Source organism: Sinorhizobium glycinis (assembly GCF_001651865.1).
In the GTDB taxonomy this organism is placed as follows: Bacteria; Pseudomonadota; Alphaproteobacteria; order Rhizobiales; family Rhizobiaceae; genus Sinorhizobium; species Sinorhizobium glycinis.
Genome location: NZ_LPUX01000062.1, coordinates 164,122 through 186,719 on the forward strand (window position 1 = coordinate 164,122; position 22,598 = coordinate 186,719).

24 protein-coding genes are annotated in these 22,598 nt (G+C 64.2%); 16 read left to right on the forward strand and 8 right to left on the reverse strand.

The window, feature by feature from the left end; translation table 11 throughout:
- Positions 1-66 precede the first annotated feature (66 nt).
- The 9 genes from AU381_RS18910 to AU381_RS18950 all read left to right on the forward strand — a co-directional run bounded on the left by AU381_RS18910 (position 67) and on the right by AU381_RS18950 (position 9,338).
- Positions 67-1,119 carry a sugar phosphate isomerase/epimerase family protein gene (locus AU381_RS18910; RefSeq protein WP_064243282.1) on the forward strand — a complete coding sequence of 351 codons (1,053 nt, stop codon included), beginning with the start codon at positions 67-69 and terminating at the stop codon, positions 1,117-1,119.
- 191 nt (positions 1,120-1,310) lie between these two features.
- On the forward strand, positions 1,311-2,495 hold the full coding sequence (locus AU381_RS18915; protein WP_064243283.1) for a Gfo/Idh/MocA family protein: 1,185 nt from the start codon (positions 1,311-1,313) through the stop codon (positions 2,493-2,495).
- Positions 2,496-2,634: 139 nt separating this feature from the next.
- On the forward strand, positions 2,635-4,038 hold the full coding sequence (locus AU381_RS18920; RefSeq protein WP_064243284.1) for a GH1 family beta-glucosidase: 1,404 nt from the start codon (positions 2,635-2,637) through the stop codon (positions 4,036-4,038).
- 313 nt (positions 4,039-4,351) lie between these two features.
- Positions 4,352-5,431: a methionine ABC transporter ATP-binding protein gene (locus AU381_RS18925; RefSeq protein WP_064243285.1), complete on the forward strand. Its 1,080-nt coding sequence runs from the start codon at positions 4,352-4,354 to the stop codon at positions 5,429-5,431.
- Positions 5,421-6,086: a methionine ABC transporter permease gene (locus AU381_RS18930; RefSeq protein WP_064243286.1), complete on the forward strand. Its 666-nt coding sequence runs from the start codon at positions 5,421-5,423 to the stop codon at positions 6,084-6,086. Before AU381_RS18925 ends, AU381_RS18930 begins: the two co-directional genes overlap by 11 nt.
- 46 nt (positions 6,087-6,132) lie before the next feature.
- Positions 6,133-6,912, forward strand: coding sequence for a MetQ/NlpA family ABC transporter substrate-binding protein (locus AU381_RS18935; RefSeq protein WP_064243287.1), 780 nt, complete (start codon positions 6,133-6,135; stop codon positions 6,910-6,912).
- Between the two features lie 318 nt (positions 6,913-7,230).
- Positions 7,231-7,629 carry a GFA family protein gene (locus AU381_RS18940; protein ID WP_064243288.1) on the forward strand — a complete coding sequence of 133 codons (399 nt, stop codon included), beginning with the start codon at positions 7,231-7,233 and terminating at the stop codon, positions 7,627-7,629.
- A gap of 45 nt (positions 7,630-7,674) precedes the next feature.
- Complete coding sequence (locus AU381_RS18945; protein WP_064243289.1) at positions 7,675-8,919, forward strand: aconitase X; 1,245 nt, start codon at positions 7,675-7,677, stop codon at positions 8,917-8,919.
- A complete protein-coding gene (locus AU381_RS18950) occupies positions 8,916-9,338 on the forward strand; it encodes an aconitase X swivel domain-containing protein (RefSeq protein ID WP_064243290.1) in 423 nt (140 codons plus the stop codon). The genes AU381_RS18945 and AU381_RS18950 overlap by 4 nt, the downstream gene beginning before the upstream one ends.
- A gap of 174 nt (positions 9,339-9,512) precedes the next feature.
- On the opposite strand, the gene trhO is transcribed toward AU381_RS18950, so the two are convergent.
- From trhO to AU381_RS18965, 3 genes are all read right to left on the reverse strand, one after another.
- Entirely contained in the window at positions 9,513-10,457 is a 945-nt protein-coding gene (gene trhO, locus AU381_RS18955) for an oxygen-dependent tRNA uridine(34) hydroxylase TrhO (RefSeq protein WP_064243291.1), read from the reverse strand.
- Between the two features lie 68 nt (positions 10,458-10,525).
- A complete protein-coding gene (locus AU381_RS18960; protein WP_064243292.1) occupies positions 10,526-11,434 on the reverse strand; it encodes a CHAD domain-containing protein in 909 nt (302 codons plus the stop codon).
- A complete protein-coding gene (locus AU381_RS18965) occupies positions 11,431-11,904 on the reverse strand; it encodes a CYTH domain-containing protein (protein WP_064243293.1) in 474 nt (157 codons plus the stop codon). The genes AU381_RS18960 and AU381_RS18965 overlap by 4 nt, the downstream gene beginning before the upstream one ends.
- A 197-nt stretch (positions 11,905-12,101) precedes the next feature.
- Between AU381_RS18965 and AU381_RS18970 the strand changes: the two genes are divergently transcribed.
- The 4 genes from AU381_RS18970 to AU381_RS18985 all read left to right on the forward strand — a co-directional run bounded on the left by AU381_RS18970 (position 12,102) and on the right by AU381_RS18985 (position 14,627).
- Positions 12,102-12,740, forward strand: coding sequence for a 2-dehydro-3-deoxy-phosphogluconate aldolase (locus AU381_RS18970; RefSeq protein ID WP_064243294.1), 639 nt, complete (start codon positions 12,102-12,104; stop codon positions 12,738-12,740).
- A 157-nt stretch (positions 12,741-12,897) separates the two neighbouring features.
- Positions 12,898-13,596, forward strand: coding sequence for a tellurite resistance TerB family protein (locus AU381_RS18975; protein WP_064243295.1), 699 nt, complete (start codon positions 12,898-12,900; stop codon positions 13,594-13,596).
- Between the two features lie 120 nt (positions 13,597-13,716).
- Complete coding sequence (locus AU381_RS18980) at positions 13,717-14,415, forward strand: GNAT family N-acetyltransferase (protein WP_064243296.1); 699 nt, start codon at positions 13,717-13,719, stop codon at positions 14,413-14,415.
- Complete coding sequence (locus AU381_RS18985) at positions 14,412-14,627, forward strand: hypothetical protein (RefSeq protein WP_064243297.1); 216 nt, start codon at positions 14,412-14,414, stop codon at positions 14,625-14,627. The genes AU381_RS18980 and AU381_RS18985 overlap by 4 nt, the downstream gene beginning before the upstream one ends.
- Positions 14,628-14,837: 210 nt before the next feature.
- Here the strand turns inward: AU381_RS18985 and AU381_RS18990 are convergent, their stop codons facing one another.
- The 3 genes from AU381_RS18990 to AU381_RS19000 form a co-directional block, all read right to left on the reverse strand.
- The gene (locus AU381_RS18990) at positions 14,838-15,875 is read right to left on the reverse strand and encodes a nickel/cobalt transporter (RefSeq protein WP_064243298.1); all 1,038 of its coding nucleotides are present in this window, start codon (positions 15,873-15,875) and stop codon (positions 14,838-14,840) included.
- Positions 15,869-16,513, reverse strand: a complete 645-nt coding sequence (locus tag AU381_RS18995) for a DUF1007 family protein (RefSeq protein ID WP_064243299.1) — start codon at positions 16,511-16,513, stop codon at positions 15,869-15,871. The genes AU381_RS18990 and AU381_RS18995 overlap by 7 nt, the downstream gene beginning before the upstream one ends.
- A 126-nt stretch (positions 16,514-16,639) precedes the next feature.
- Complete coding sequence (locus AU381_RS19000) at positions 16,640-17,533, reverse strand: LysR family transcriptional regulator (RefSeq protein WP_064243300.1); 894 nt, start codon at positions 17,531-17,533, stop codon at positions 16,640-16,642.
- 604 nt (positions 17,534-18,137) lie between these two features.
- Between AU381_RS19000 and odc2 the strand changes: the two genes are divergently transcribed.
- Complete coding sequence (odc2, locus tag AU381_RS19005) at positions 18,138-19,271, forward strand: ornithine/lysine decarboxylase (protein WP_064243301.1); 1,134 nt, start codon at positions 18,138-18,140, stop codon at positions 19,269-19,271.
- A gap of 88 nt (positions 19,272-19,359) precedes the next feature.
- Positions 19,360-19,950 (forward strand): GNAT family N-acetyltransferase, encoded by a 591-nt coding sequence (locus tag AU381_RS19010; RefSeq protein ID WP_064243302.1) that lies wholly within the window; start codon positions 19,360-19,362, stop codon positions 19,948-19,950.
- A 119-nt stretch (positions 19,951-20,069) separates the two neighbouring features.
- On the opposite strand, the gene AU381_RS19015 is transcribed toward AU381_RS19010, so the two are convergent.
- Positions 20,070-20,705: a LysE family translocator gene (locus tag AU381_RS19015; RefSeq protein ID WP_064243303.1), complete on the reverse strand. Its 636-nt coding sequence runs from the start codon at positions 20,703-20,705 to the stop codon at positions 20,070-20,072.
- Between the two features lie 283 nt (positions 20,706-20,988).
- On the opposite strand from AU381_RS19015, the gene AU381_RS19020 reads away from it, so the two are divergent.
- A complete protein-coding gene (locus AU381_RS19020; RefSeq protein ID WP_064243304.1) occupies positions 20,989-21,435 on the forward strand; it encodes a glyoxalase superfamily protein in 447 nt (148 codons plus the stop codon).
- 169 nt (positions 21,436-21,604) lie between these two features.
- Here the strand turns inward: AU381_RS19020 and AU381_RS19025 are convergent, their stop codons facing one another.
- Positions 21,605-22,594 carry a WD40 repeat domain-containing protein gene (locus AU381_RS19025; RefSeq protein ID WP_064243305.1) on the reverse strand — a complete coding sequence of 330 codons (990 nt, stop codon included), beginning with the start codon at positions 22,592-22,594 and terminating at the stop codon, positions 21,605-21,607.
- Positions 22,595-22,598 lie beyond the last annotated feature (4 nt).

The window sequence follows — 22,598 nt, forward strand, 5'->3', positions numbered from 1 at the left end:
CGCCAAAAATATCACTCGACCGCCAGGCCGATGTCAGAAAACCGATCCACCCAGGAGGAATTTTGCATGAAGACCATCAAGGGACCGGGGCTTTTTCTTGCGCAGTTCGCTGGCGATGCGGCGCCCTTCAACACGTGGGATTCGATCACCAAGTGGGCCGCCGATTGCGGCTACAGGGGCGTGCAGGTTCCGAGCTGGGACGACCGGCTCTTCGACCTGAAGAAGGCGGCGGAATCGAAAACCTATTGCGACGAGATCGCCGGCAAGGCGCGTGACAGCGGCGTCGAGATTACCGAGCTTTCGACGCATCTGCAGGGCCAGCTGGTGGCGGTGCATCCCGCCTATGACGAGGCGTTCGACGGTTTTGCGGCGCCAGAGGTGCGCGGCAAACCGAGCGCGCGCCAGCAATGGGCGGTCGAACAGGTGAAACTGGCGCTGACCGCCTCGAAGAACCTCGGCCTCGATGCGATGGCAAGCTTTTCCGGCGCGCTCGCCTGGCCCTTCGTCTATCCCTGGCCGCAGCGTCCCGCGGGGTTGGTGGAGACCGCCTTCGACGAGCTCGCCCGGCGATGGAAGCCGATCCTCGATCATGCTGAGGATTGCGGCGTCGACGTCTGCTACGAGATCCATCCGGGCGAGGACCTGCATGACGGCATCACCTATGAGATGTTCCTGGAGCGCACCGGCAATCATGCCCGTGCTTGCATGCTCTATGACCCGTCGCACTACGTGCTGCAGTGCCTCGACTATCTCGACAATATCGACATCTACAAGGATCGCATCCGGATGTTCCACGTCAAGGATGCGGAGTTCAATCCGACCGGCCGGCAGGGGGTCTATGGCGGCTACCAGGGCTGGGTGAACCGTGCCGGCCGCTTCCGTTCGCTCGGCGACGGCCAGGTCGACTTCGGCGCGGTCTTCTCGAAAATGGCGGCTAACGATTTCGCGGGCTGGGCGGTGGTCGAGTGGGAATGCTGCCTGAAGCACCCGGAAGACGGCGCGCGCGAGGGGGCGGAGTTCGTCAAGGCACATATCATCCGCGTCACCGAAAAAGCCTTCGACGATTTCGCCGACAGCGGCACGGACGAGGCGGCGAATCGGCGGATGTTGGGGATCTAAATTAAGGGCTCCAAATCGTCTGCCCCTCACCCTAACCCTCTCCCCGCAGGCGGGGAGAGGGGACTTGCCCCACCTTTCGCTGCCGCACGAGGAGGCGTCGCCGCGAGTCCCTTCTCCCCGCCTGCGGGGAGAAGGTGCCGGCAGGCGGATGAGGGGCAATTCCATTGCAAACATTTCAGGAGAGAAGCACGATGGCAATCGAGGGAAGCAACACGGAAACCCGGCAAAAGCGGATCCGGCTCGGCATGGTGGGCGGCGGCTCGGGCGCCTTCATCGGCGCGGTGCATCGGATCGCCGCGAGGCTCGACGACCATTACGAGCTGGTCGCGGGCGCGCTGTCGTCGACGCCCGAGAAGGCCCAGGCCTCGGGGCGCGAGCTTGGGCTCGACTCGTCGCGCGTCTATTCGGATTTCAAGGAGATGGCGATCCGCGAGGCGAAGCTGAAGAACGGCATCGAAGCGGTGGCGATCGTCACGCCGAACCACGTCCACTACGCTGCGGCGAAGGAGTTTCTGAAGCGCGGCATTCACGTGATCTGCGACAAGCCGCTGACCTCGACGCTTGCCGATGCGAAGAAGCTGAAGAGGGCGGCCGAGGAAAGCGACGCGCTCTTCGTGCTGACGCATAACTACACCGGCTATCCGATGGTGCGGCAGGCGCGCGAGATGATCGCGAGTGGCGAGATCGGCGCCGTCCGCCTGGTGCAGATGGAATATCCGCAGGACTGGCTGACCGAGAATATCGAGCAGTCCGGCCAGAAGCAGGCGGCATGGCGGACCGACCCGGCCCGCTCCGGCGCCGGCGGCTCGACCGGCGACATCGGCACGCATGCCTACAATCTCGGCTGCTTCGTGTCCGGGCTCGAGCTCGACGAACTTGCGGCCGATCTCGACAGCTTCGTCGGCGGCCGCCAGCTCGACGACAATGCCCATGTGATGCTGCGCTTCAAGGAGAAGGGCGGCGCGCGGGCCAAGGGCATGCTCTGGTGCAGCCAGGTGGCGCCCGGGCACGAGAACGGCCTGATGGTCCGCGTCTACGGCACCAAGGGCGGTCTCGAATGGACGCAGAAGGATCCGAACTACCTCTGGTACACGCCGTTCGGCGAGCCGAAGCGCCTGCTGACGCGCGCCGGAGCCGGCGCCTCAGCGGCAGGAACCCGCGTCTCGCGCGTTCCCTCGGGTCATCCGGAAGGCTATCTCGAAGGCTTCGCCAATATCTACACGGAGGCCGCCCGTGCCATCTACGCCAAGCGGAATGGCGAGACGGTGGACCCGGCTGTCACATATCCGACGATAGACGATGGCATGAAGGGCATGATCTTCGTCGATGCCTGCGTGCGGTCTTCGCAGCGTAACGGCGCCTGGACCAAGGTTTGAAACGCACGCTCATCGAGGGCGAGGCAGTTCGCCCCTCGGCCGGGTTGACATTTGCCGGCGCCGCGGTAGGCCACGGCCAGAACGGAAATGATGTTGTGGCGCCTGCTCGGCGCCACCCGGCAGACGACGGGACAAAACGATGATCGAAGCCAAGAAACTTGCAGAACGCTTCCCCGGCGACTTTGTCTTCGGCGTGGCCACCGCTTCCTTCCAGATCGAGGGCGCCAGCAAGGCGGACGGGCGCAAGCCGTCGATATGGGACGCCTTCTCCAACATGCCCGGCCGCGTCTTCGAGCGTCACAACGGCGACGTCGCCTGCGATCATTACAATCGCCTCGAACAGGACCTCGATCTCATCAAAAGCCTCGGCGTCGAGGCCTACCGCTTCTCGACCGCCTGGCCGCGGATCATTCCGGAAGGCACCGGGCCGATCAATGAGAAGGGGCTGGACTTCTACGACCGCCTTGTCGACGGACTGAAGGCCCGCGGCATCAAGGCCTTTGCGACGCTCTATCACTGGGACCTGCCGCTGGCGCTGATGGGCGACGGCGGCTGGACAGCGCGCACAACCGCCTATGCCTATCAGCGCTATGCGAAGACGGTGATTGCCCGCCTCGGTGATCGGCTCGATGCGGTGGCGACCTTCAATGAGCCCTGGTGCTCGGTGTGGCTCAGCCACCTCTACGGCATCCACGCGCCGGGCGAACGCAACATGGACGCGGCCCTCGCCGCACTGCATTTCACCAATCTCGCCCACGGCCTCGGCGTCGAGGCGATCCGCTCGGAACGGCCGGACCTGCCGGTCGGCATCGTCATCAATGCCCACTCGGTCTATGCCGGCAGCAATAGCGCAGAGGACAAGGCGGCCGCCGAGCGTGCCTTCGACTTCCACAACGGCGTCTTCTTCGGACCGATCTTCAAGGGCGAGTATCCCGAGGGCTTCCTCTCGGCGCTCGGGCCTCGGATGCCGGCGATCGAGGACGGCGACATGACGACGATCTCGCGGCCGCTCGACTGGTGGGGACTCAACTACTATACGCCGATGCGCGTTTCGCATGATACGGCTGCCGGCGCCGAATATCCAGCGACGGTCAATGCAAAGCCGGTCAGCGACGTGAAGACGGATATCGGCTGGGAAGTCCATGCGCCGGCGCTCGGGGCGTTGGTGGAGACGCTCAACGCTCGCTACAAGCTTCCGGATTGCTACATCACCGAAAACGGCGCCTGCTACAATATGGGCGTCGAGAACGGCGTCGTCGACGACCAGCCCCGGCTCGACTATATCGCCGATCACCTGTCGGTGACCGCCGACCTGATCGGCAAGGGTTATCCGATGCGCGGCTATTTCGCCTGGAGCCTGATGGACAATTTCGAATGGGCGGAAGGCTATAGGATGCGTTTCGGCATCGTCCATGTGGACTATGAGACCCAGATTCGCACCGTCAAGAAGAGCGGTCACTGGTACAAAGACTTGGCCGAACAATTCCCGAAGGGGAACCACAAGTCGGCCAGCGGGATGGAAATCCCTGGCGCGGCGGAGTAGGGGTCTGTTCTACACAAAAAGAGTAGACTGTTGCGCCGAGCCGCGGCGTTCGGAAAAATCGTGCCTGTGAAATGGGAGGGCCGAGGGGCATAACAACCTGAACCATACGGCATGGCTGCCATGCCGCGCCCGACATGAATCGACCGGTTGCCCGATGATAGAAAGTTGCTCTCCGTTTCGAATGCGCTACCGAATGCCGGCCTGAGGCGCATTCACCGCTCCCGGCCTACGGCCGGAGACAAGAATTTCGAACATCCGAGAGCATCATGTATCCTGATATCGCTGTAATCCCTCCACCGGAGGCGACCGGACAATGACCATTCCTGCATCCACGATTGCCAGGGACGATGCCGCCGTCGCCTTCGACGGCGTTTCCAAGCACTTCCCGGCGTCCGGCGAAAGCGTTGCCTTCACGGCGCTCAACAATGTCAGCCTGACGGTCGCGCGCGGCTCGATCACCGGCATCATCGGCCGGTCCGGCGCCGGCAAGTCCACGCTGATCCGGCTGGTCAATGGGCTGGAGAAACCGTCGAGCGGCAAGGTGCGCGTCGACGGTGTCGATGTCGGCGCGCTCGACGAGGGCGGATTGCGCAATCTGCGGCGCTCGGTCGGCATGATCTTCCAGCACTTCAACGTGCTGTCGTCGCGGACCGTCTTCGGCAATGTCGCGCTGCCGCTGGAAATCTCCGGCATGGACCGCCGGGCAATCGAAGCGCGGGTGCGGCCGCTTCTCGACCTCGTTGGCCTCGCCGACAAGCATGGCCGCTACCCCGCCGAGCTTTCCGGCGGTCAGAAGCAGCGGATCGGCATTGCCCGGGCGCTGGCGACCGAGCCGAAGCTGTTGCTCTCCGACGAGGCGACGTCGGCGCTCGACCCCGAAACGACCCAGTCGATCCTCGAGCTCCTGAAGCGCATCAATGCCGAGCTCGGGCTGACAGTGCTGCTCATCACCCATGAGATGGAGGTGGTGAAGGCTGTGACCTCCGATGTGGCGGTGATCGACAAGGGCGAGATCGTCGAACGCGGCCATACCTTCGACGTCTTCACCCATCCGAAGCACGCGACGACGCAGGCACTGCTTTCCGGGCTGCCGGGGTCGAAACTCCCCGAGGCCATTGCCAGGGGGCTGAAACCTGCCGCCGCACCCGGCGACCGCGTCGTCGTGCGGCTGACCTTCTTCGGGGCAGCAGCGGAGCGGCCGCTGATTTCGCAGCTCATCCAGTCGATCGGCGCCGAGGTCAACATCATCGCCGGTACGATCGACGAGATCGGCGGCAAGCCCTACGGGTCGCTCGTCGTCGCTTATGGCGCGGATCCTGAAACCGTAGAGAAGGCCGAACGCTTCTTCTCCGAGAACGGGCTGGTCACGGAGGTGCTCGGCTATGTCGCCTGATCTGCTGCTGCTCATCGGCAAGGCAACGCTCGACACATTGCGGATGGTGGCGATCGCCGGCTTCATCGGCGCGCTGATCGGATTGCCGATCGGCATCTTCCTGGCGACCAGCGGCAAGGGCGAGCTGTTTCCGGCGCCCAATGTCAACCGCGCCACGGGACTTATCGTCAATGCGACGCGATCGACGCCGTTCATCATCCTGGTGGTGGCGATCATCCCGTTCACCAGGCTGGTCACCGGCACCTCGATCGGTACCAAGGCGGCGATCGTGCCGCTGACGATCGCGACCATTCCGTTCTTCGCCCGTCTCGTCGAAGCGGCGATCCGAGACGTCGACAAGGGGCTGATCGAGGCGGCGCGCGCCATGGGTGCCACCCCGATGCAGATCGTCTTCAAGGTGCTGCTTGCCGAGGCGCGGCCGGCGCTGACGCTGGCGCTCACCATGACGATCGTCAGCCTGATCGGCTATTCGGCGATGGTCGGCGCCGTCGGCGGCGGCGGCCTCGGCGATCTCGGCATCCGCTACGGCTACCAGCGCTTCATGCCCGACGTCATGCTGATCGTCGTGATCGTGCTGATCGTGCTCGTGCAACTCGTCCAGAGTGCCGGCGACCGCCTGGCGCGCCGCTTCGACAAGCGCAGCCGCAAGACCTGATTTTCCCTCCCACACGCGACTTCCTTCAGATAACAAGGAGCCTCCCATGAAGAAATTCCTCCTCGCAGCATCGCTCGCCCTTGCCTTCGCGGCCGGGTCAGCAAGCGCCGAAACGATCAAGGTCGGCGTGACACCCGGCCCGCACGCCCAGATTATGGAAAAGGTCAAGGAAGTGGCAGCCGGCAAGGGGCTCGACATCGAGATCCTCGAATTCTCCGACTATGTCGTGCCGAACCAGGCGCTCGCCGATGGCGAGCTCAATGCCAACTCCTTCCAACACAAGCCCTATCTCGACAATCAAGTCGCCGACCGCGGCTACGACATCGTCAGTGTCGCCTATACCGTCAACTTCCCGATGGGCGTCTATTCGAAGAAGGTCAAGAGCCTCGAAGAGCTTGCCGACGGTGCGACGGTCGCGATCCCGAACGATCCCACCAACGGCGGCCGCGCGCTGCTGATCCTTGCCGACAAGGGCTTGATCAAGCTCAAGGACGGTGCAGGCCTCAAGGTCGGCCCGGCCGACGTGGCCGAAAATCCGAAGAACCTCACCTTCGCCGAACTCGATGCCGCGCAGCTGCCGCGCTCGCTCGACGACGTTGATGCTGCCGTCATCAACACCAACTATGCGCTCGAAGCCGGCCTCGACCCCTCCAAGGATCCGATCGCCCGCGAAGGCGAGAAGGCGCCTTATGTCAACATCATCGCCATCAACGGCAAGGACAAGGACGCGCCCTGGGTGAAGACGCTGATCGAGTCCTATCACAACGACACCGTGAAGACGTTCGTCAACGACACCTTCAAGGGTTCGGTCATCGCCGGCTGGTGAATTGAGGCGGATCTCCCCTCGCGTCGATTGCCCCTCTCCTCGGGTTTAACCCGAGGACTACTAACCCTCTCCCCGCAAGCGGGGCGAGGGGACACCGACAGCGCCGCTACTATTGATGTCTGAACTAACCGGGCACGCGGAAAAGAAGGGCTCGAGCGGCGCCGCGAGTCCCGTTCGCCCCGCTTGCGAGGAGAAGGTGGCCGGCAGGCCGGATGAGGGGCGAATCCCAGTATGCAAGGCTGCGAATCCTGACACGCGGCTTCCATTGATCGACGCAGACACAGCGCTATTTCTTCCCGCTTTCGAGGGAGGCAACACATGAAGGGTCAATGTCTGTGCGGCGCGGTGCGCTATGAGGCGAAGCGAGCACCGATCTATTCCGGATTCTGCCATTGCCGCGATTGCCAGCGGACCACCGGGACCGGTCACAGCTGCTATATGATCTTCTCGCGTGTCGATGTCGACTACGCGGGCGAGCTGCGCTCCTTCCAGACCTTGGCCGAAAGCGGCAACGTGTCGACCTGTCATTTCTGCCCTGCCTGCGGCAGCCAGATGTTCGCTTCAGGCCCGGCGGATGACGACCAATGGACGGTTTTTGCGGGCACGCTCGACGACACCGCGTTGTTTGAACCGACAAATGCGGTCTTCACCCGGAGCCGCCCGCATTGGGACCCGCCCGCCCTTCGCGTGGACGAGTACGAGATGCTGCCGGTCTGAAAGGCCTGAATTGACAACCGGGCGAGGCTCACGTCTAACGTCGACATGCGTGTTCAGCTTTCCACCTTCGACCAGTTGCTTCTTGCGGGCGACGAGGGCGAGGCTGCCGCCTTCGCCATGCGGCTGCTTGTCCGCTTCGCCGAGGCCGTCGGCGCGGCGCGCTTCGTAGATATCGAAGCGGCGCATATCGACGGCTGTCTCTATCTCGGCGAGGTGAGCCTCGATTTCGTCGAGCATCTGCTGCGGCTCGGCGGCCGCGTTCGCGTGCCGACGACGCTGAATGTCGGCTCCGTCGATCTCATCCATCCGGAGCTTTTCGTCGGCAGCGACCAGGTCGGCCGGGGCGGGGCGCGGCTGATGAAGGCGCATGAGGAACTCGGCTGCGTGCCGACCTTCACCTGTGCGCCCTATCAGACGATCTTCCGGCCGCGCTTCGGCGCCCAGATCGCCTGGGCCGAGTCGAACGCCATCGTCTTTGCCAATTCCGTGCTCGGCGCCCGCACCAACCGCTACGGCGATTTCATCGACCTCTGTTGCGCTTTGACCGGTCGCGCGCCCTATTACGGCCTTCATGTCGGCGAGAACCGCCGCGCGCGCATCCTTGTCGAGGTCGAGAGCGTGCCTGAGGAATGGGCGGAAGCAGGGCTTGCCTGCGTCGCCGTCGGGCATGCGGTCGGCCGGCGCTGCGGCGACCGGGTGCCGGCGATCACCGGTCTGCCGGCCTCGACGAGCGAGGACGATCTGAAGGCGCTCGGCGCCGTAGCCGCTTCCGCGGGTGCTGTTGCGCTTTTCCATGCAGTCGGTCTGACGCCGGAGGCGCCGACCGTCGATGCGGCTTTCCAGGGCCGAGCGCCGGAAGAGGTGATCCGGCTCACGGCGGAGGATCTCCGTGAGACTGTGCGCAAGCTTTCGACCGTTCCGGACGGAACGCCGCTGACCGCCGTCAGCCTGGGCACGCCGCATTTCTCGCTTGCCGAGTTCGAGCGGCTGATGCCGTTGATCGACGGCGTGCGGCCGATGATCGACGTCTATGTCAACACCCATCGGGCAGTGCTCGAGGAGCTGCAGCGACGCGGCTGGGAGGAGCGCCTGCGGGCAGCCGGGGTGACGCTGGTCATCGATACCTGCACCTATGTGACGACGGTGATGCGCGACCTGTCCGGCACCGTCATGACCAATTCCGGCAAGTGGGCCTACTACGCGCCCGGTAACATCGGCGTCGATGTCGCCTTCGGATCGCTCGCGGACTGCGTCGCATCGGCCCGAGCCGGAAAGCTGGTGCGACTGTGACGGTGCGACTTGAGGCGACGACGCTGGTGAGTGGATCGGCGCAGGCAGAAACGCTGGTGCTTTCCGAGCCTCTGAGCTTCTGGGGCGGTCTCGACTCGGCGACCGGCCGGATCATCGACCAGTGGCATCCCGAGAGGAACGACGTGATGAACGGCCGGATCCTGGTGATGCGGGCAGGGCGCGGATCGAGCTCCGGGAGCTCGGTGCTGGCGGAAGCGCTGCGGCGCGGCACCGGTCCGGCAGGTATCGTGCTGCTGGCGGGCGACGCGATCGTCACCGTCGGGGCGATGGTCGCGGCCGAACTTTATGGCAAGACCTGTCCCGTGGTCCTTGCCAGCGAGGCGGATTGGGCGGCGATCACCGGGGCCGGATACCTCGCGATCGAGGCGCGAGAAGAAGCGGCAGTGATTGAGATTTGATGCTGGCTTGTGGGCCCTTGGTTACGACTCTGATTTGCCCCTCTCCTCGGGTTTAACCCGAGGACTAACCCTCTCCCCGCACGCGGGGAGAGGGGACTTCAGAGGGTGCTGCGAGTCTCCTTCGCCCCGCTTGCGGGAGAAGGTGGCCGGCAGGCCGGATGAGGGGCGGACCGTTCAGCTTCCCAAATGCCGCTCGCCGCGCTTCTTTGCCAGAGCGATCTGCCGCTGCCGCTCGCGGTAGCGCTCGCGGTCCTCGTCAGTGCGTACCTCATGGCAATGGACGCAGGAGACGCCCTCCTCGTGAAGCGGCGACAGGAGGTCCTCGGCCGTCAGCGGCTGGCGGCAGGCATGACAGAGCGTGTGCTCGCCTTCCGCAAGACCATGCGTGACGGATACGCGTTCGTCGAAGACGAAGCAGGCGCCGTCCCAGAGGCTTTGCTCGGCCGGGACCTCCTCAAGGTATTTGAGGATGCCGCCCTTGAGGTGGTACACCTCCTCGAAGCCCTGTTCCTTCATGAAGGCGGTCGCCTTCTCGCAGCGGATGCCGCCGGTGCAGTACATGGCGATCTTCGGCTTGTTGTGCAGGCCGGTGTGATTGCGGACCCAGTCGGGAAACTCGCGGAACGTCTTGGTCTTCGGATCCACGGCGCCGCGGAAGAGGCCGATCGCCGTCTCGTAGTCGTTGCGCGTGTCGATAACCAGCGTTTCGGGATCGGAGATCAGCGCGTTCCAGTCCTGCGGCTCCACATAGGTGCCGACCACTTTGTTGGGGTCGACGGTCTCGACGCCCATGGTGACGATCTCCTTCTTCAGCCGCACCTTCATGCGCAGGAAGGGCATGGCCGAGGCCCGGCTTTCCTTGTGCTCGAGGCTGGTGAATTCGGGCTGTGCGCGCAGATAGGCAAGCACTGTCGCAATGCCCTCGTCGGTGCCGGCGATCGTGCCGTTGATGCCTTCATGCGCGAGGAGCAGCGTTCCCTTCACGCCGCTGGCGTCGCAGATCGCCTGCAGCGGCGCGCGGAAGTCGCCGAAGCGCGGGAAGGAAACGAAATGGTAGAGCGCGGCCACCAGAAACTGGCCCTGCGGCTCCGGGCGCGGTGTCGTGAACATGTCGGTCATGGGCACGCAGATACAGCTTTCGGGCGCCAAGCGCAATTGCGGCGGATCGCGCGCACCTTCGGCTCACGCTACCGCCCCGCCTTGAGCCACAGCAGCTCTACCGTTCTGCTTTCCCACTCAGGGGCGTCCAGGAAGACTGCCTCGGCCCGCCGCAAGGCTTCCGGCCTCAGTTCCGCTTGCCGAGCAATGACGGCGGAAAGCAGATGCGCTTGATTCTGGCTGTCTCCGGCGAGTTCCGGCTCTTCGTCGATGAGACAGGTCATCGTGGCGAGGTCGTTCAAATGACCAAGCACCTCGACCAGTTCCTTGGCAGCCGCCCTCTTCGCCTCCATGGCCGAGGGCCATGCCTCGCGCAGGAGCGCCAGATGCATCCTGTAATCCTGGGCACGCTTGCGCAACTCGTGGAGGAACGCGGCCTCCGTACTCGTTTCGCAGGTGGCCCTGGCACGCGCCGCGCGCTTCAGTGTCCGCCGCCAACCTTCCTCCATCCGGCGGGCGGATTTTCGCTTGCCGTCGTGAAAGGAAACAAGCGCGAGAGCCGCAAGCGCCTGCTCGCAACTGGCGATGGTCGCCTCGATCTTTCCGTCGAGATCGGTCTCGCCCTCGGCAATCCGGTCGCGGCGGTCGGCAAGGATCAAGCAGACCGTATCGAGGGCCAATTGCTGCTCTTCGCTTGCCGCATAGCCGCGCAGGTAGTTGGCGTTTTCAACGAGGGCTGCGGCGTCGCGGACGGTCGAGAGGTTCCGTGCCATGTTCCGGATTCGGGCGTTTTCCTGCTTCTGAAAAAGAGGTGCGTCCGAGGCGACGAGCCGGTAGAGCGAGCGCAGGCGCTTGAAATTCTTGCGGGCGTCGTGGATGGCCTCGTGCACGCCCGCCGGCTGATCCTGAAGCACCGCCACCGCGCACTCGATCTGCTCGGCACCGACGGCACGAAAGTCCTCGGTGAAGGGGTGGCTCGGATTGAAGGCGTAGGTCATGGTTGCGCGACCAAGAGTCCCTCGGTGGCCAGCGCCTGATTGGAATAGCGGCGGTCGCCCGTGATCTCGCGCCCGAGCCACTCCGGCAGCGCGGGCAGGTCCGTTTCCTTCTTCATCTCCACCTCGGCGACCACGAGGCCTTCGAGCGCTCCCTCGTAGACATCCACCTCCCAGGTGAAGCCCTTGTGCGGCACGCGATAGCGGCGCTTCTCGATCACGACGCCGATCGCCTGGGCCAGCAACTCGCGGGCATCCTCCATCGGCAGGTCGTATTCATACTCGTTGCGGACGAGCGACGACTTGCCGATCTTGACGGTAAGGCGCGCCCATTTGTTGCCGTGGATCCGAACCCGTACCGAACGATCCTCCATGGTCGCGACATAGGCCTGACGAAGCTTGATACCCTTGTCCGCCTGCTGCCGCCAGCCGTCGGAAACGACCAGGAACTTGCGCTCTATCTCCTTCGCCATGGATGTCCTGCCACGTTGAGGTCGACCGTCATCAAACTATCGCATTGCGGGTTAGGCTCAAGTCATCTCTTCGTTGCAGATGAGATTTAGCCGTCTGCTTTTGTTCGGCTGGGCCGTACCGCGCCTTTCGGTCTCGACAATGACAGGCGGCCGGAGTATGCGAGTGCAGATTCAATCGTTTTAAAAGGACGGCGGGCATGAGCGCGAAGACCGACAAGCTTCTTTCCATCCTCAAGCTGCAACCGGTGGTGCCGGTGCTGGTGATCGACGATGCGGCAACCGCAGTTCCGCTCGCGCGGGCGCTCGTCGCCGGCGGCTTGAAGGCGATCGAGATCACGCTGCGCACGCCGGCGGCGCTCGAGGCGATCCGCGCCGTGGCGAACGAGGTCGAAGGCGCGGTTGCCGGCGCCGGCACCATTCTCAACGCCGCCCAGTTCGAAGACGCAGTGAAGGCCGGTTCCGAGTTCATCGTCAGCCCCGGCACGACACAGGAGCTGATCGATGTCGCCAACGACCACGCCGTGCCGCTGCTGCCGGGGGCGGCAACGGCGAGCGAAGTGATGGGGCTGCGCGAGGAAGGCTACGACGTCATGAAGTTCTTCCCGGCCGAACAGGCCGGCGGTGCCGCCTATCTGAAGTCGCTGTCCTCGCCGCTTGCCGGCACCTTGTTCTGCCCGACCGGCGGGATTTCGCTCGGCAATGCGCGCGACTATCTTTCGCTGCCGAACGTCGTCTGCGTCGGCGGTTCCTGGGTGGCGCCGAAGGACCTGGTCGCCAGGGGCGACTGGGCCGGCATCACCAAGCTTGCCGCCGAGGCTTTTGCGCTCAAGGGCTGACAGGGCCAAACTGACAACCCACAAGAAGCCGGGCGCACGTCCGGCTTTTTCGTGTCCGGCGCCCATTTGTATTTTCGCCTCGCGGTTCCTATGTCTCACTCCGCAACGACGTGGCGAGGCGAGAGCTTCCGCGCGTCAATTCCAAGGAGCGAGGCCGATGTTCGACGCGAAGAAATTGCTGGATCAGTTCCTGGGTTCGCAGCTGCCCGGTGCCGGCGGAACGGTTGGCGGCCGCGCCGATCAGGTGACCAAGCTCGCCAAGGACAATCCGCTGGCGACCGGCGCGATCGCGGCGGTACTGCTCGGCACCAAGTCGGGACGCAAGCTGGCGGGCAATGCGGCTGTTCTCGGCGGTCTGGCGGCGATCGCCGGCCTCGGCTACCAGGCCTACAAGAACTACCAGGCCGGCCAGGCGCCGCAGCCGGCGTCCCGCGCACCCGCCGAACTTTCCGCACCGCCGGCCGATTCCGGCTTCGCGGCGCCGGAAGCGCTCAGCAACGACTTCGCGCTGGTGCTCGTCCGCGCCATGATCGCCGCCGCCCGGGCGGACGGCCATATCGACGAGACCGAGCGCGGCCGCATCATGGACAAGCTCTCCGTTTCGGGTCTCTCCGCGGATGCTGCGGCTTTCCTGGAAGCGGAGCTCGCCAATCCGATCGATCTGGACGCCATCGTCGCTGCCGGCGAGACGGAGGAGGAGCGGGTCGAGATCTATACGGCGTCGCGGCTTGCGATCGAGCCGGATGGCCGGGCGGAGCGCGGCTATCTCGATCTTCTCGCCGGCCGGCTTGGACTTGCCGATGCGCTCGTCGACCACATCGAGGCGACGGTTTCGGCGGCAAAGGTATCCGTCTGAGATGCAGCGCGAAATGAACCGAGCGTATCCGTTCCGCTCATGGTTCGATCACCAGATTGAATTTGAAACGGGTTGGCGTCTGCCCTATTGCCGAAGCAAGTGAAACGCAGGGAGTGACCGATGCGCGATCTTGCCAATTGGAAGGGATGCCCGGCGCCGCAGCCGGTCTCGATCGAAGGCCGGTATGTCCGGCTGGAGCCCTATGACCGGGCGGCGCATCTGGAACCGCTCTGGCACGACGCCTTCGGCGGCCTGGCGATCAACCCGCTGCTCAAATATTTCACGCAGGACGATTTTCCGGGAATCGGCGCCTTCGATGCCTGGCTCTCCGCGGTTCAGTCGAAGTCGGGCTGGATCACCGAGGTGTTTCGCGAGAGCGCGACCGGCATGGTCGTCGGCATGGCGAACTACATGCGTGCGGACCCCGCCAATGGCGTCGTCGAGGTCGGCGGTGTCGCGCACGGCCCGGCCATGGCGCGGTCGCCGCTTTCAACGGAAGCGCACTACCTGTTGGCGAGGCACGTTTTCGAGGATCTCGGCTATCGCCGCTACGAGTGGAAATGCCACAGCGAGAACCAGCCGAGCCGCAAGACGGCGCTCAGGCTCGGCTTCACTTTCGAGGGCATTTTCCGCCAGCACATGATCTCCAAGCACGCCAATCGCGACACGGCCTGGTTCTCGATGATCGATGGCGAATGGCCGCTCCTCAAGGCCGCTTTCGAGGGCTGGCTTTCGCCGGACAATTTCGATAGCGAGGGGCGCCAGAAGCGGCGTCTTGAGGACATCCGCGCCGGACTCGCGAAAAAGGAGCGGGCGTGAACATACCGGAGAAGAAGGAAAAGTCGCCGGCGATCGCGGCCGCGATCATTATGGCAGTCGTCGGCATCGGCTTCTTCGTGCTGCCGTCGATCATAGTCCGGCTCGGCGACGTTTCCCCATGGCTCGCCGCCGGCGTCGGCGCGCTCTTCGTGCTCGGCTTCTTCCTGATCTTCTGGCTCCGCGCCCGCCATCAGCGGCGCAAAGGGCTGTGATTGCGCCGATTCGGTAATGTCGCAGACTTGGGATGCCGTCGAGGAATCGCCCCTCTCCTCGGGTTTAACCCGAGGACTAACCCTCTCCCCGTCAGAACGGGGAGAGGGGACATTGGCGGCGCGGCATATCCCTTCTCCCCGTCAAACGGGGAGAAGGTCGCGGCAGCGGGATGAGGGGCAGCAGCGGACGGAGAGTTTTTGGAAACTCTCTCACCCCTGCAGGGCAGCACCCAACAGAACAAGCCCCAGAATCAGAACCAGCAGCGCACCGGCGATTTCGATGCCGTTCGAGATGCGTGCCGCTGCCGATTGGCTGGCGGCATAACGCAGCGCAAAGCCCTTGGCTGTGACGGCCATGGTGGCGAGGATCGACACGGTGATCGCAGTGCCGATCGACATGGCGAAGACCGAAAGGACCCCGCCCAGATAGAGCCCGTTGAGGAGCGCGAAGGAAAGTACGATCAGGGCACCGGAGCAGGGGCGCAGGCCGACCGCGACGATTGCCGACCAGGCTTCGCTGAGCGCAAAGCGATCGCCTTTCAGCAGCGCCGGGTCGGGCGCATGGGCGTGGCCGCAGGTGGCGCAGACCTCGCCGGGGCCATGTGCGTGTGCTTGAACAGGGTGATGATGATGATGCGAGTGATCGTGGCTATGCTGCCCACGATCGTGGTGGGCGTGCCCGCCGGCAATCGCCGGCGCCGGCCGCGTCATTGACCTGAGTTTGCGGAAGACGAGCCAGCCGCCGAAGGCCGCGATCAGCGCGTAGCTTGCGACCTCGAGCGAATGGGTCGCGCGCGTCATGCTGATGGAGGAGCCGCGCAGCACGAGGTAGACGGCGCCGATCAACAGGATTGCCACGACGCCCTGCAGGATCGAGGAAAGGAACGACAGGAGGACGCCGCGTTTCAGTTCCGTCTCATTGGCGATCATGTAGGAGGAAATCACTGCCTTGCCGTGGCCGGGGCCGGCCGCGTGGAAGACGCCATAGGCGAAGGAAAGGCCGATCAGCGACCAGAGCTGCCAGGGGTTCTCGCGCATGTCCTTGAGCGCGCCGGTCAGCAGCCGATAGAAGCTCTGCTGCTCCATGTTCACCCAGGCGAAAAACCCGCCGAAGATGCCGGTGGTCTGTATCGAAGGCTCGGCGGAGCCGATGCCGAGCGGCGATTGCGCGAGAGCGAGCGTCGCCGATATTGTCGTCAACAAAAGTGCAGCCGCCAACAGGCGGCCGGTCCTTCGGACGTTCAGCATGTGACCTCGATCCTCGTTGCGAAGAGTTTCGACATGTCGGTGCCGGTCGGATCGTTCCAGAAGGCGTCGGTGAGCGTGTCCTTGTTCTCGGCCAGCACCTCGTCCGGATCCGGCCGCACGACCTGATGCTTGCACGCCTCGATCTTCTCGCCGACGACGGTGAGGTCGTCATCGGTCGGGAAGTCCATGGCCGTGTACATGGTCGGGTCGTAGACGCCGAAGGACAGCTTGCCTTTGAGCGGCATCGCCTCGGCCGGCTTGACCGCGAACATCATCAGGAGCTGGTTGTCCTTGTAATCGACGGTGATGCTGTCGGGCTTGTTGACCTTCACCGATTTTCCATTGTCGGAAATCGTCGTGTAGTAGTTGTACTCCGAAAGCGACTCGAGCACCGTTTGGCCGACCTCTTTCAACTCGTCCGGGTCAAGCGTGGCGTTGGAATTCTTGTCGAAGTCGAGCACGACGCTTGCCGAGAACAACTCGTCGAACCGCCAGACGTTACGCAGCTCGCCAATATTCCCCTGGTCGTCCGAGACGATCTCCAGCCGCGCTTCGGCGAAAATATGCGGATGGGCGGCAGCGAGCTCGGGCGTCAAGAGCGTCGCAAGGCCGGCCAGGACGAGGCGTTGTGTGTTCATTGAAACGGGAAATCCTTTTCGGTCGAAGCGGACCGGACGATTCGCCCCTCGAATGTACCGAAAATGGGACGGAATTGGGACTTGGCGGAGCAAAGCTTTGATTGCCCCCCAAAGGCTGCGGCGCCTTCATTGCGTATTGCGGAACCAGCCGTGGAGAAAATCCACGAAGGTACGCACCTTGGTCGGCAGATAACGCCGGTGCGGATAGATCGCGTAGATGCCGCGGTCCTTGGGCACGTAGCCGTCGAAGAGCGTCACGAGCTCGCCGGACAGGATCCTCGGCCGAGCGATGAAGTCGGGGAGGACCGCGACCCCGATGCCGGTCACTGCGGCGCGGGCTGCGGCAAGCGGGCTGTTGACCTCGATCGGACCGCTCACCGGAACCGTGAATGGCGACCCGTCCGGCTCGATGAAACGCCAGTTCGAATAGGACCGGCCGTTCGTATCGAGGATGCAGGGTATCTTCGAAAGCTCGCTCGGGTGCGCGAACGGACCGGTCTTCGCCATGAAGTCCGGCGAGGCGCAGACCAGAATCTGGAAGTCGTCGAGCTTGCGGGCGATCAGCGTCGAGTCCTCGAGCCGGGTGATGCGGATAGCCACATCGAACCCCTCTTCGACGAGGTCGATGAAGCGGTCGTCGGAAACGATTTCCAGCGACAATTCCGGGTGCTGCCGGCCGAAATCGATCAGCGACTGGCCGATCTCGGCATCGACGAAGGTCCGCGGCACGGTGATTCGAAGCCGTCCGCGCAGGTCCGAATTGTTGGCGCGGACGAGATCGGCAAGATTGTCGATCTCCTTCAGGATTTCGGAGGCGGAGCGGTAGTAGGTGTGACCGGCCTCGGTCAGCGAGAACTGCCGAGTCGTGCGGTTGAGGAGCAGCGCGCCGAGCTCGTCTTCGAGCTCGCGGACATATTTCGACAGCAGCGCCTTGGATTTGCCGACGCGCCGGGCGGCGGCCGAGAAACCCTCTGCGTCCACGACGTCGATGAAGGCGCGGATCCGGGTCAAGGTGTCCATGATTCGTCTTTCTGTTCTGACCCGCGGGAGCCGGAAAGCTCCATCGAATCCCCGGTTTGGGATATCTCCGCGGCGCGCAACGGCGCGGCTGCAATCGTTCATCTAAAGTGAACACTCCCGCCCTGGCCCGGTCCAGAAAAAATTAGGGGCGAAATGGAAAAAACTCTTGATTACGACAGTGATTTTTCTTACCTACGCCCTTGCCCAAAGTCGCACGTGCCTGTGGGTGTCCGCCGACCCTCGATTAGGTGAGGATCTCGGTAAGGTACCTGGAACTAACCCCTCCAGTCGCTATTCCGGCCAACCGGGAAATGCGAGGACATCTTGAAGCAACGACGGTGCGGGCCTTTCTGGTGTCTGCCGGCTCTCCAACAGCCGGGGTTACTGAAGAGGCACACCTTCATTGCCGGAAGTGCGGTTGGGTTATTCCCTCCAATCCATGGCAGACAAAGCCGAGTCTTAGCCTTTGCGGGCTTCGATTCACCGTTACGCGCATCGAGCGCATGCATGGTTCCGGGGTCTCCACCGGCTGGTTCCAGTGCAAGCGCGCGTATGCCCTTTGTCCTCCACAGTCGTGGAGTTTAATGGATCGGGGAATAAGGCCATGACCACCGCACGCATCATCGACTTCCTCAACACCCGACGACCCGAAGGCCCCTGCCTCGTTGTCGACCTCGACATCGTGCGCGACAATTTCAAGGCCTTCCGTCACGCGCTGCCGGACAGCGCGATTTACTACGCCGTGAAGGCCAATCCGGCGCCGGAAATCCTGCGTCTTCTCGCCGGTCTCGGCTCCAATTTCGATTGCGCCTCCGTCGCCGAAATCGAAATGGCCCTCGAAGCCGGTGCGACCCCGAGCCGCATTTCTTATGGCAACACCATCAAGAAGGAGCGCGACATTGCGCGTGCCCATGCGCTGGGGATCAACCTCTTCGCGGTCGACAGCCATGAAGAGGTCGAGAAGGTGGCGCGCGCCGCTCCGGGCGCCCGTGTCTTCTGCCGCGTCCTGACGGACGGCGAAGGCGCCGAGTGGCCGCTGTCGCGCAAGTTCGGTTGCGTGCCGCAGATGGCCGTCGACGTGCTCGTCTATGCGCACCAGCTCGGCCTCGTCTCCTACGGCGTGTCGTTCCATGTCGGCTCGCAGATGACGAAGCTCGACGCCTGGGATGCGGCGCTCGCCGACGCCAAGCGCGTCTTCGTGCAGCTCGCCAAGCAGGGCATCGAGCTCAAGATGGTCAATATGGGCGGCGGCTTCCCGACGAAGTACCTCAGGGACGTTCCGTCGGCCGAAGCCTATGGCCAGGCGATCTTCGGTGCGCTGAAGAAGCACTTCGGCAACAACATCCCGGAGACGATCATCGAGCCGGGCCGCGGCATGGTCGGCAATGCCGGCGTGATCAAGGCGGAGGTCGTCCTTGTCTCGAAGAAGTCGGACAATGACAGCCACCGCTGGGTCTTCCTCGACATCGGCAAGTTCGGCGGTCTCGCCGAGACGATGGACGAGGCGATCCGCTATCCGATCCGCACGGCGCGGGACGCCGACGCGATGGAGCCCTGCGTGCTTGCCGGCCCGACCTGCGATTCGGCCGACGTGCTCTACGAGAAGAACATGTACCCGCTGCCGATCTCTCTGACGATCGGCGACGAGGTTCTGATCGAAGGCACCGGCGCCTACACGACGACCTACTCGGCTGTCGCCTTCAATGGCTTCGAGCCGCTGAAGGCCTATGTGATCTGACCCTGCCTGCTCCCGCTTTGCCGCGGGAGCGGCGACTTCACAATCATCTTTGGTCCGCCTGAAGCGGTTTTGATGACGGGAGGCCCCGATGGCCGCTGTTGTTGACACCCTGCGCGCGTTCTTCGCGCCATCCACCTTTGTGATCGATTCCGAAAATCCGGGCGACGTCGTCGCGCGCGAAAACCTGCTCGACCGGGCCATGGGCCCCGGCCGCCGCAAGAAGTCGTCGGAAAAGCTGCGGCGCGGCCGTGTGCCGGCCGAGGGCCTTGCCCTTGTGGCGCGCGACGTCGACGGACACGTCATCGGCACCGTGCGTCTCTGGGATATCGAGGCCGGTGTCACCCGCGAAGGGCAGGCCGTGCCGGCACTGCTCCTCGGGCCGCTGGCCGTCGACCCGGCGCATGAGGGCAAGGGGATCGGCGGCATGCTGATGCGTGCGGCAATCGAGGAAGCGACGAGCCGCGGCCACGGCGCCATCCTGCTTGTCGGCGATGCCCCCTACTACGAGCGTTTCGGCTTCTTCGCGGAGCGGACGCAGCACCTCGTTATGCCCGGCCCGTTCGAGCGCAACCGCTTCCTGGCGCTCGAACTCAAGGAAGGCTGGCTCGAGGGTGCGGCCGGCATGCTGGTCGCCAGCGGCCGGAAGCTCGCGCTGCCGCCGGTCGAGCGCGCCGCCTGACGTTTCTTCCGCCTCTCACCCTGCGGAGGCGACATGAACAGCGCTCCCGTCGCGAGGCGGGAGCGCTGTCATTTTTGGGGCCGTACTCACGAGTTGAAGGCAGCTCGTTCGTGGAGCCCTCAAGAGGTTGCGCGCCGATAGAAGGCCAGCGATCCGGCAAGCGCCAGAAGCGCACCGCCGCACACCCGGTCGAGCCAGATCGCGCCGGACCGCTTCAGGAAGCGCACGGCCTGCGAGCCAAGCAGCGCATAGCCGCACATCACCATGAAATCGATCGATGCGAAGACGAGGGCGAGCACGGCGTATTGTTGCGCTTGTGGCAGCGCGGGGTCGATGAACTGCGGCAGGAAGGCGGAAAAGAACAGGTAACCCTTGGGATTGGTGACGGCGACGAGAAAACTCTTCAGGAAGACTGCGCGCGGCGTGCCGGGACCGACCGCCTGTACGTCCTGCGATGCGATGTCGAGCGTGCCGCGGGAGCGCAGCAACTGGACGCCCAGAACGGCGAGATAGGCGGCGCCCAGCCATTTGACCACCGTGAACCAGAACTCCGACGCGGCGAGCAGCGCGCCGAGGCCGAGCGCCACCGCTCCGATCAGCACGAAATCCGAGAGCACAGCACCGATCATTCCGTAGCCAGCGCGGCGAACGCCATAGCGCGACCCGTTGGTCAGCGCCAGGAGCACGGTCGGGCCTGGTGTTGCGATGCCGATGAAGGCGACCGCGGCGAATGCAAGGATGGTCGTCTCGTTCATGGAAATCTCCTCTCTCGCGTGACATAGTCGTTCCACATCTTCGAAAGCGCTGCAACGAGGAATTGCGTGGCTCGGTGGCGCGAGCCTGCCGTGGCGTCACCGGAACATTTGACAGCCTGCGCCGCTTCGCCTATGGAGGCGGCGGGCGAGGGCCCCAGCCGTCCGCGAGCGTCAAGCTTTGGTGAAGTCCCTCTTTTCGACTCGGTCACGCCGCGAGGCATGCGAACCGATGGCAATGCGGGCACCATCCAAACGAGCGCATGCCTGAGCAGGAGACCCTGTCATGACGCAAGGATCGCGCACCCTTCCATCATTGGATACGCTGAAGGCCCAGGCCAAACGCTTGCGCGCCCGGCTTGCCGCCGGCGGCGAGCAGATCGGGCATTCGAAATCCCTCGAGCTGATCGCCGCGCAATACGGCTATCGGGACTGGAACACGCTTTACGCCGCCGCCGGCAACCGGCCGCCCTTCAACCCGTGGATGCTCGGCGCGCGGGTGAGGGGCCAGTATCTCGGCCAGGCATTTGAGGGCGAAATCCTTTCGGCCCAGGCGCTGACCGCACAGCCGGGGCGCTATCGCCTAACATTCAAGTTCGACGAGCCGGTGGATGTCGTCACCTTCGAAAGCTTCTCGGCCTTCCGTCAGCGAGTGACGGCGACGATAGACGAGAGCGGACGGACGATCGAAAAGACCTCGAACGGGCGGCCGCATCTGGAACTGGAGTGGTGAGGTTTGGCGAACGAGAGTTGACGTTGGCCCCTCATCCGCCTGCCGGCACCTTCTCCCACAAAGCGGGGCGAAGGGGTATGCCGCGCCGCCTTGTCCCCTCTCCCCGCATAGCGGGGAGAGGGCTAGGGTAAGGGCTAGGGTGAGGGGCTATTGCGTCCGCAAATCCTCTCTATCCCGCAAGGTCCACCACGCCGCAATCGCCGGCAGCCGAGCCGAAGGCAAGCTGCCGGCCGCTCCTGTTCCAGGCCATGGCGGTGATCGCGCCCTTTCCGGGGCGGCGCAGCAGCACTTCCTTGCTGTCGGCGAAACGGGCGGCGATGATCATGCCGTCCTCATAGCCGATGGCGACGATGTCCTCGGCAGGGTGGCAGGCGACCGTCGTCACCATTGTGTTGCCACGCGTGCCGAGTTCGAGCGGCGCCTTGCCCATCGGCCCGTCCTTGCCCTGGAACGGCCAGACGATCGCCGCCGGCGCGCCTGAGGAGGCAAGCCATTTGCCCTTGGCGGACCAGGAAAGCGACTTCACCTTGGCAGGGTAGCCGGTCATGCGCATGTGCCGCGCCTCGGCCCCCGGCTTCGCATCGAGCTTCCAGCCATGCAGCGCATTCTCCTGCATGGTGGTAACGACGAAGCGGCCGTCAGGCGAAAAGCTGACGTCCGTATGCGCGCCCTTCCATTCAAGGTCGACCGGCTGGCCGGCCATTCCCACCCAGTGCAGCGACACGCCATTATAGCGCGCAACCGCGATGCGCAGGCCCTTGGGGGCGAAGGCGATGCCCTCGACGGTGCGTTCCTCGGGGAATTCCTTCGTGGTGCCGTCGGCAAGGCGGACATAGCTCGTCTTGCCATAGGCAAAGGCGACCGCCCTCTGCGGCCCGGCGGCGACTTTCGAAATCCATTTGCGCGGTGTCTCGGCGACAAGGCTCGCCGTTCCGTCGGCCGAAACGCGCATCACCTTGCCGTCCTCGCCGCCGGTCAAGAGCGTATCGGTTGCCTCGTCATAGGCCAGCGATAGCAGGCCGTCGTGCAGCTCGGTCGTCTTGTGGCCCTGATCGAGACGGTGGATGGTGCCGGCGGCTCCGGCGAAAAAGGGAATGTCCTTGAGAAAGGCGACGCCGACGACGTGGCCTTCGAGATCGAGCGGAGCGACGGTCGGCATCAGT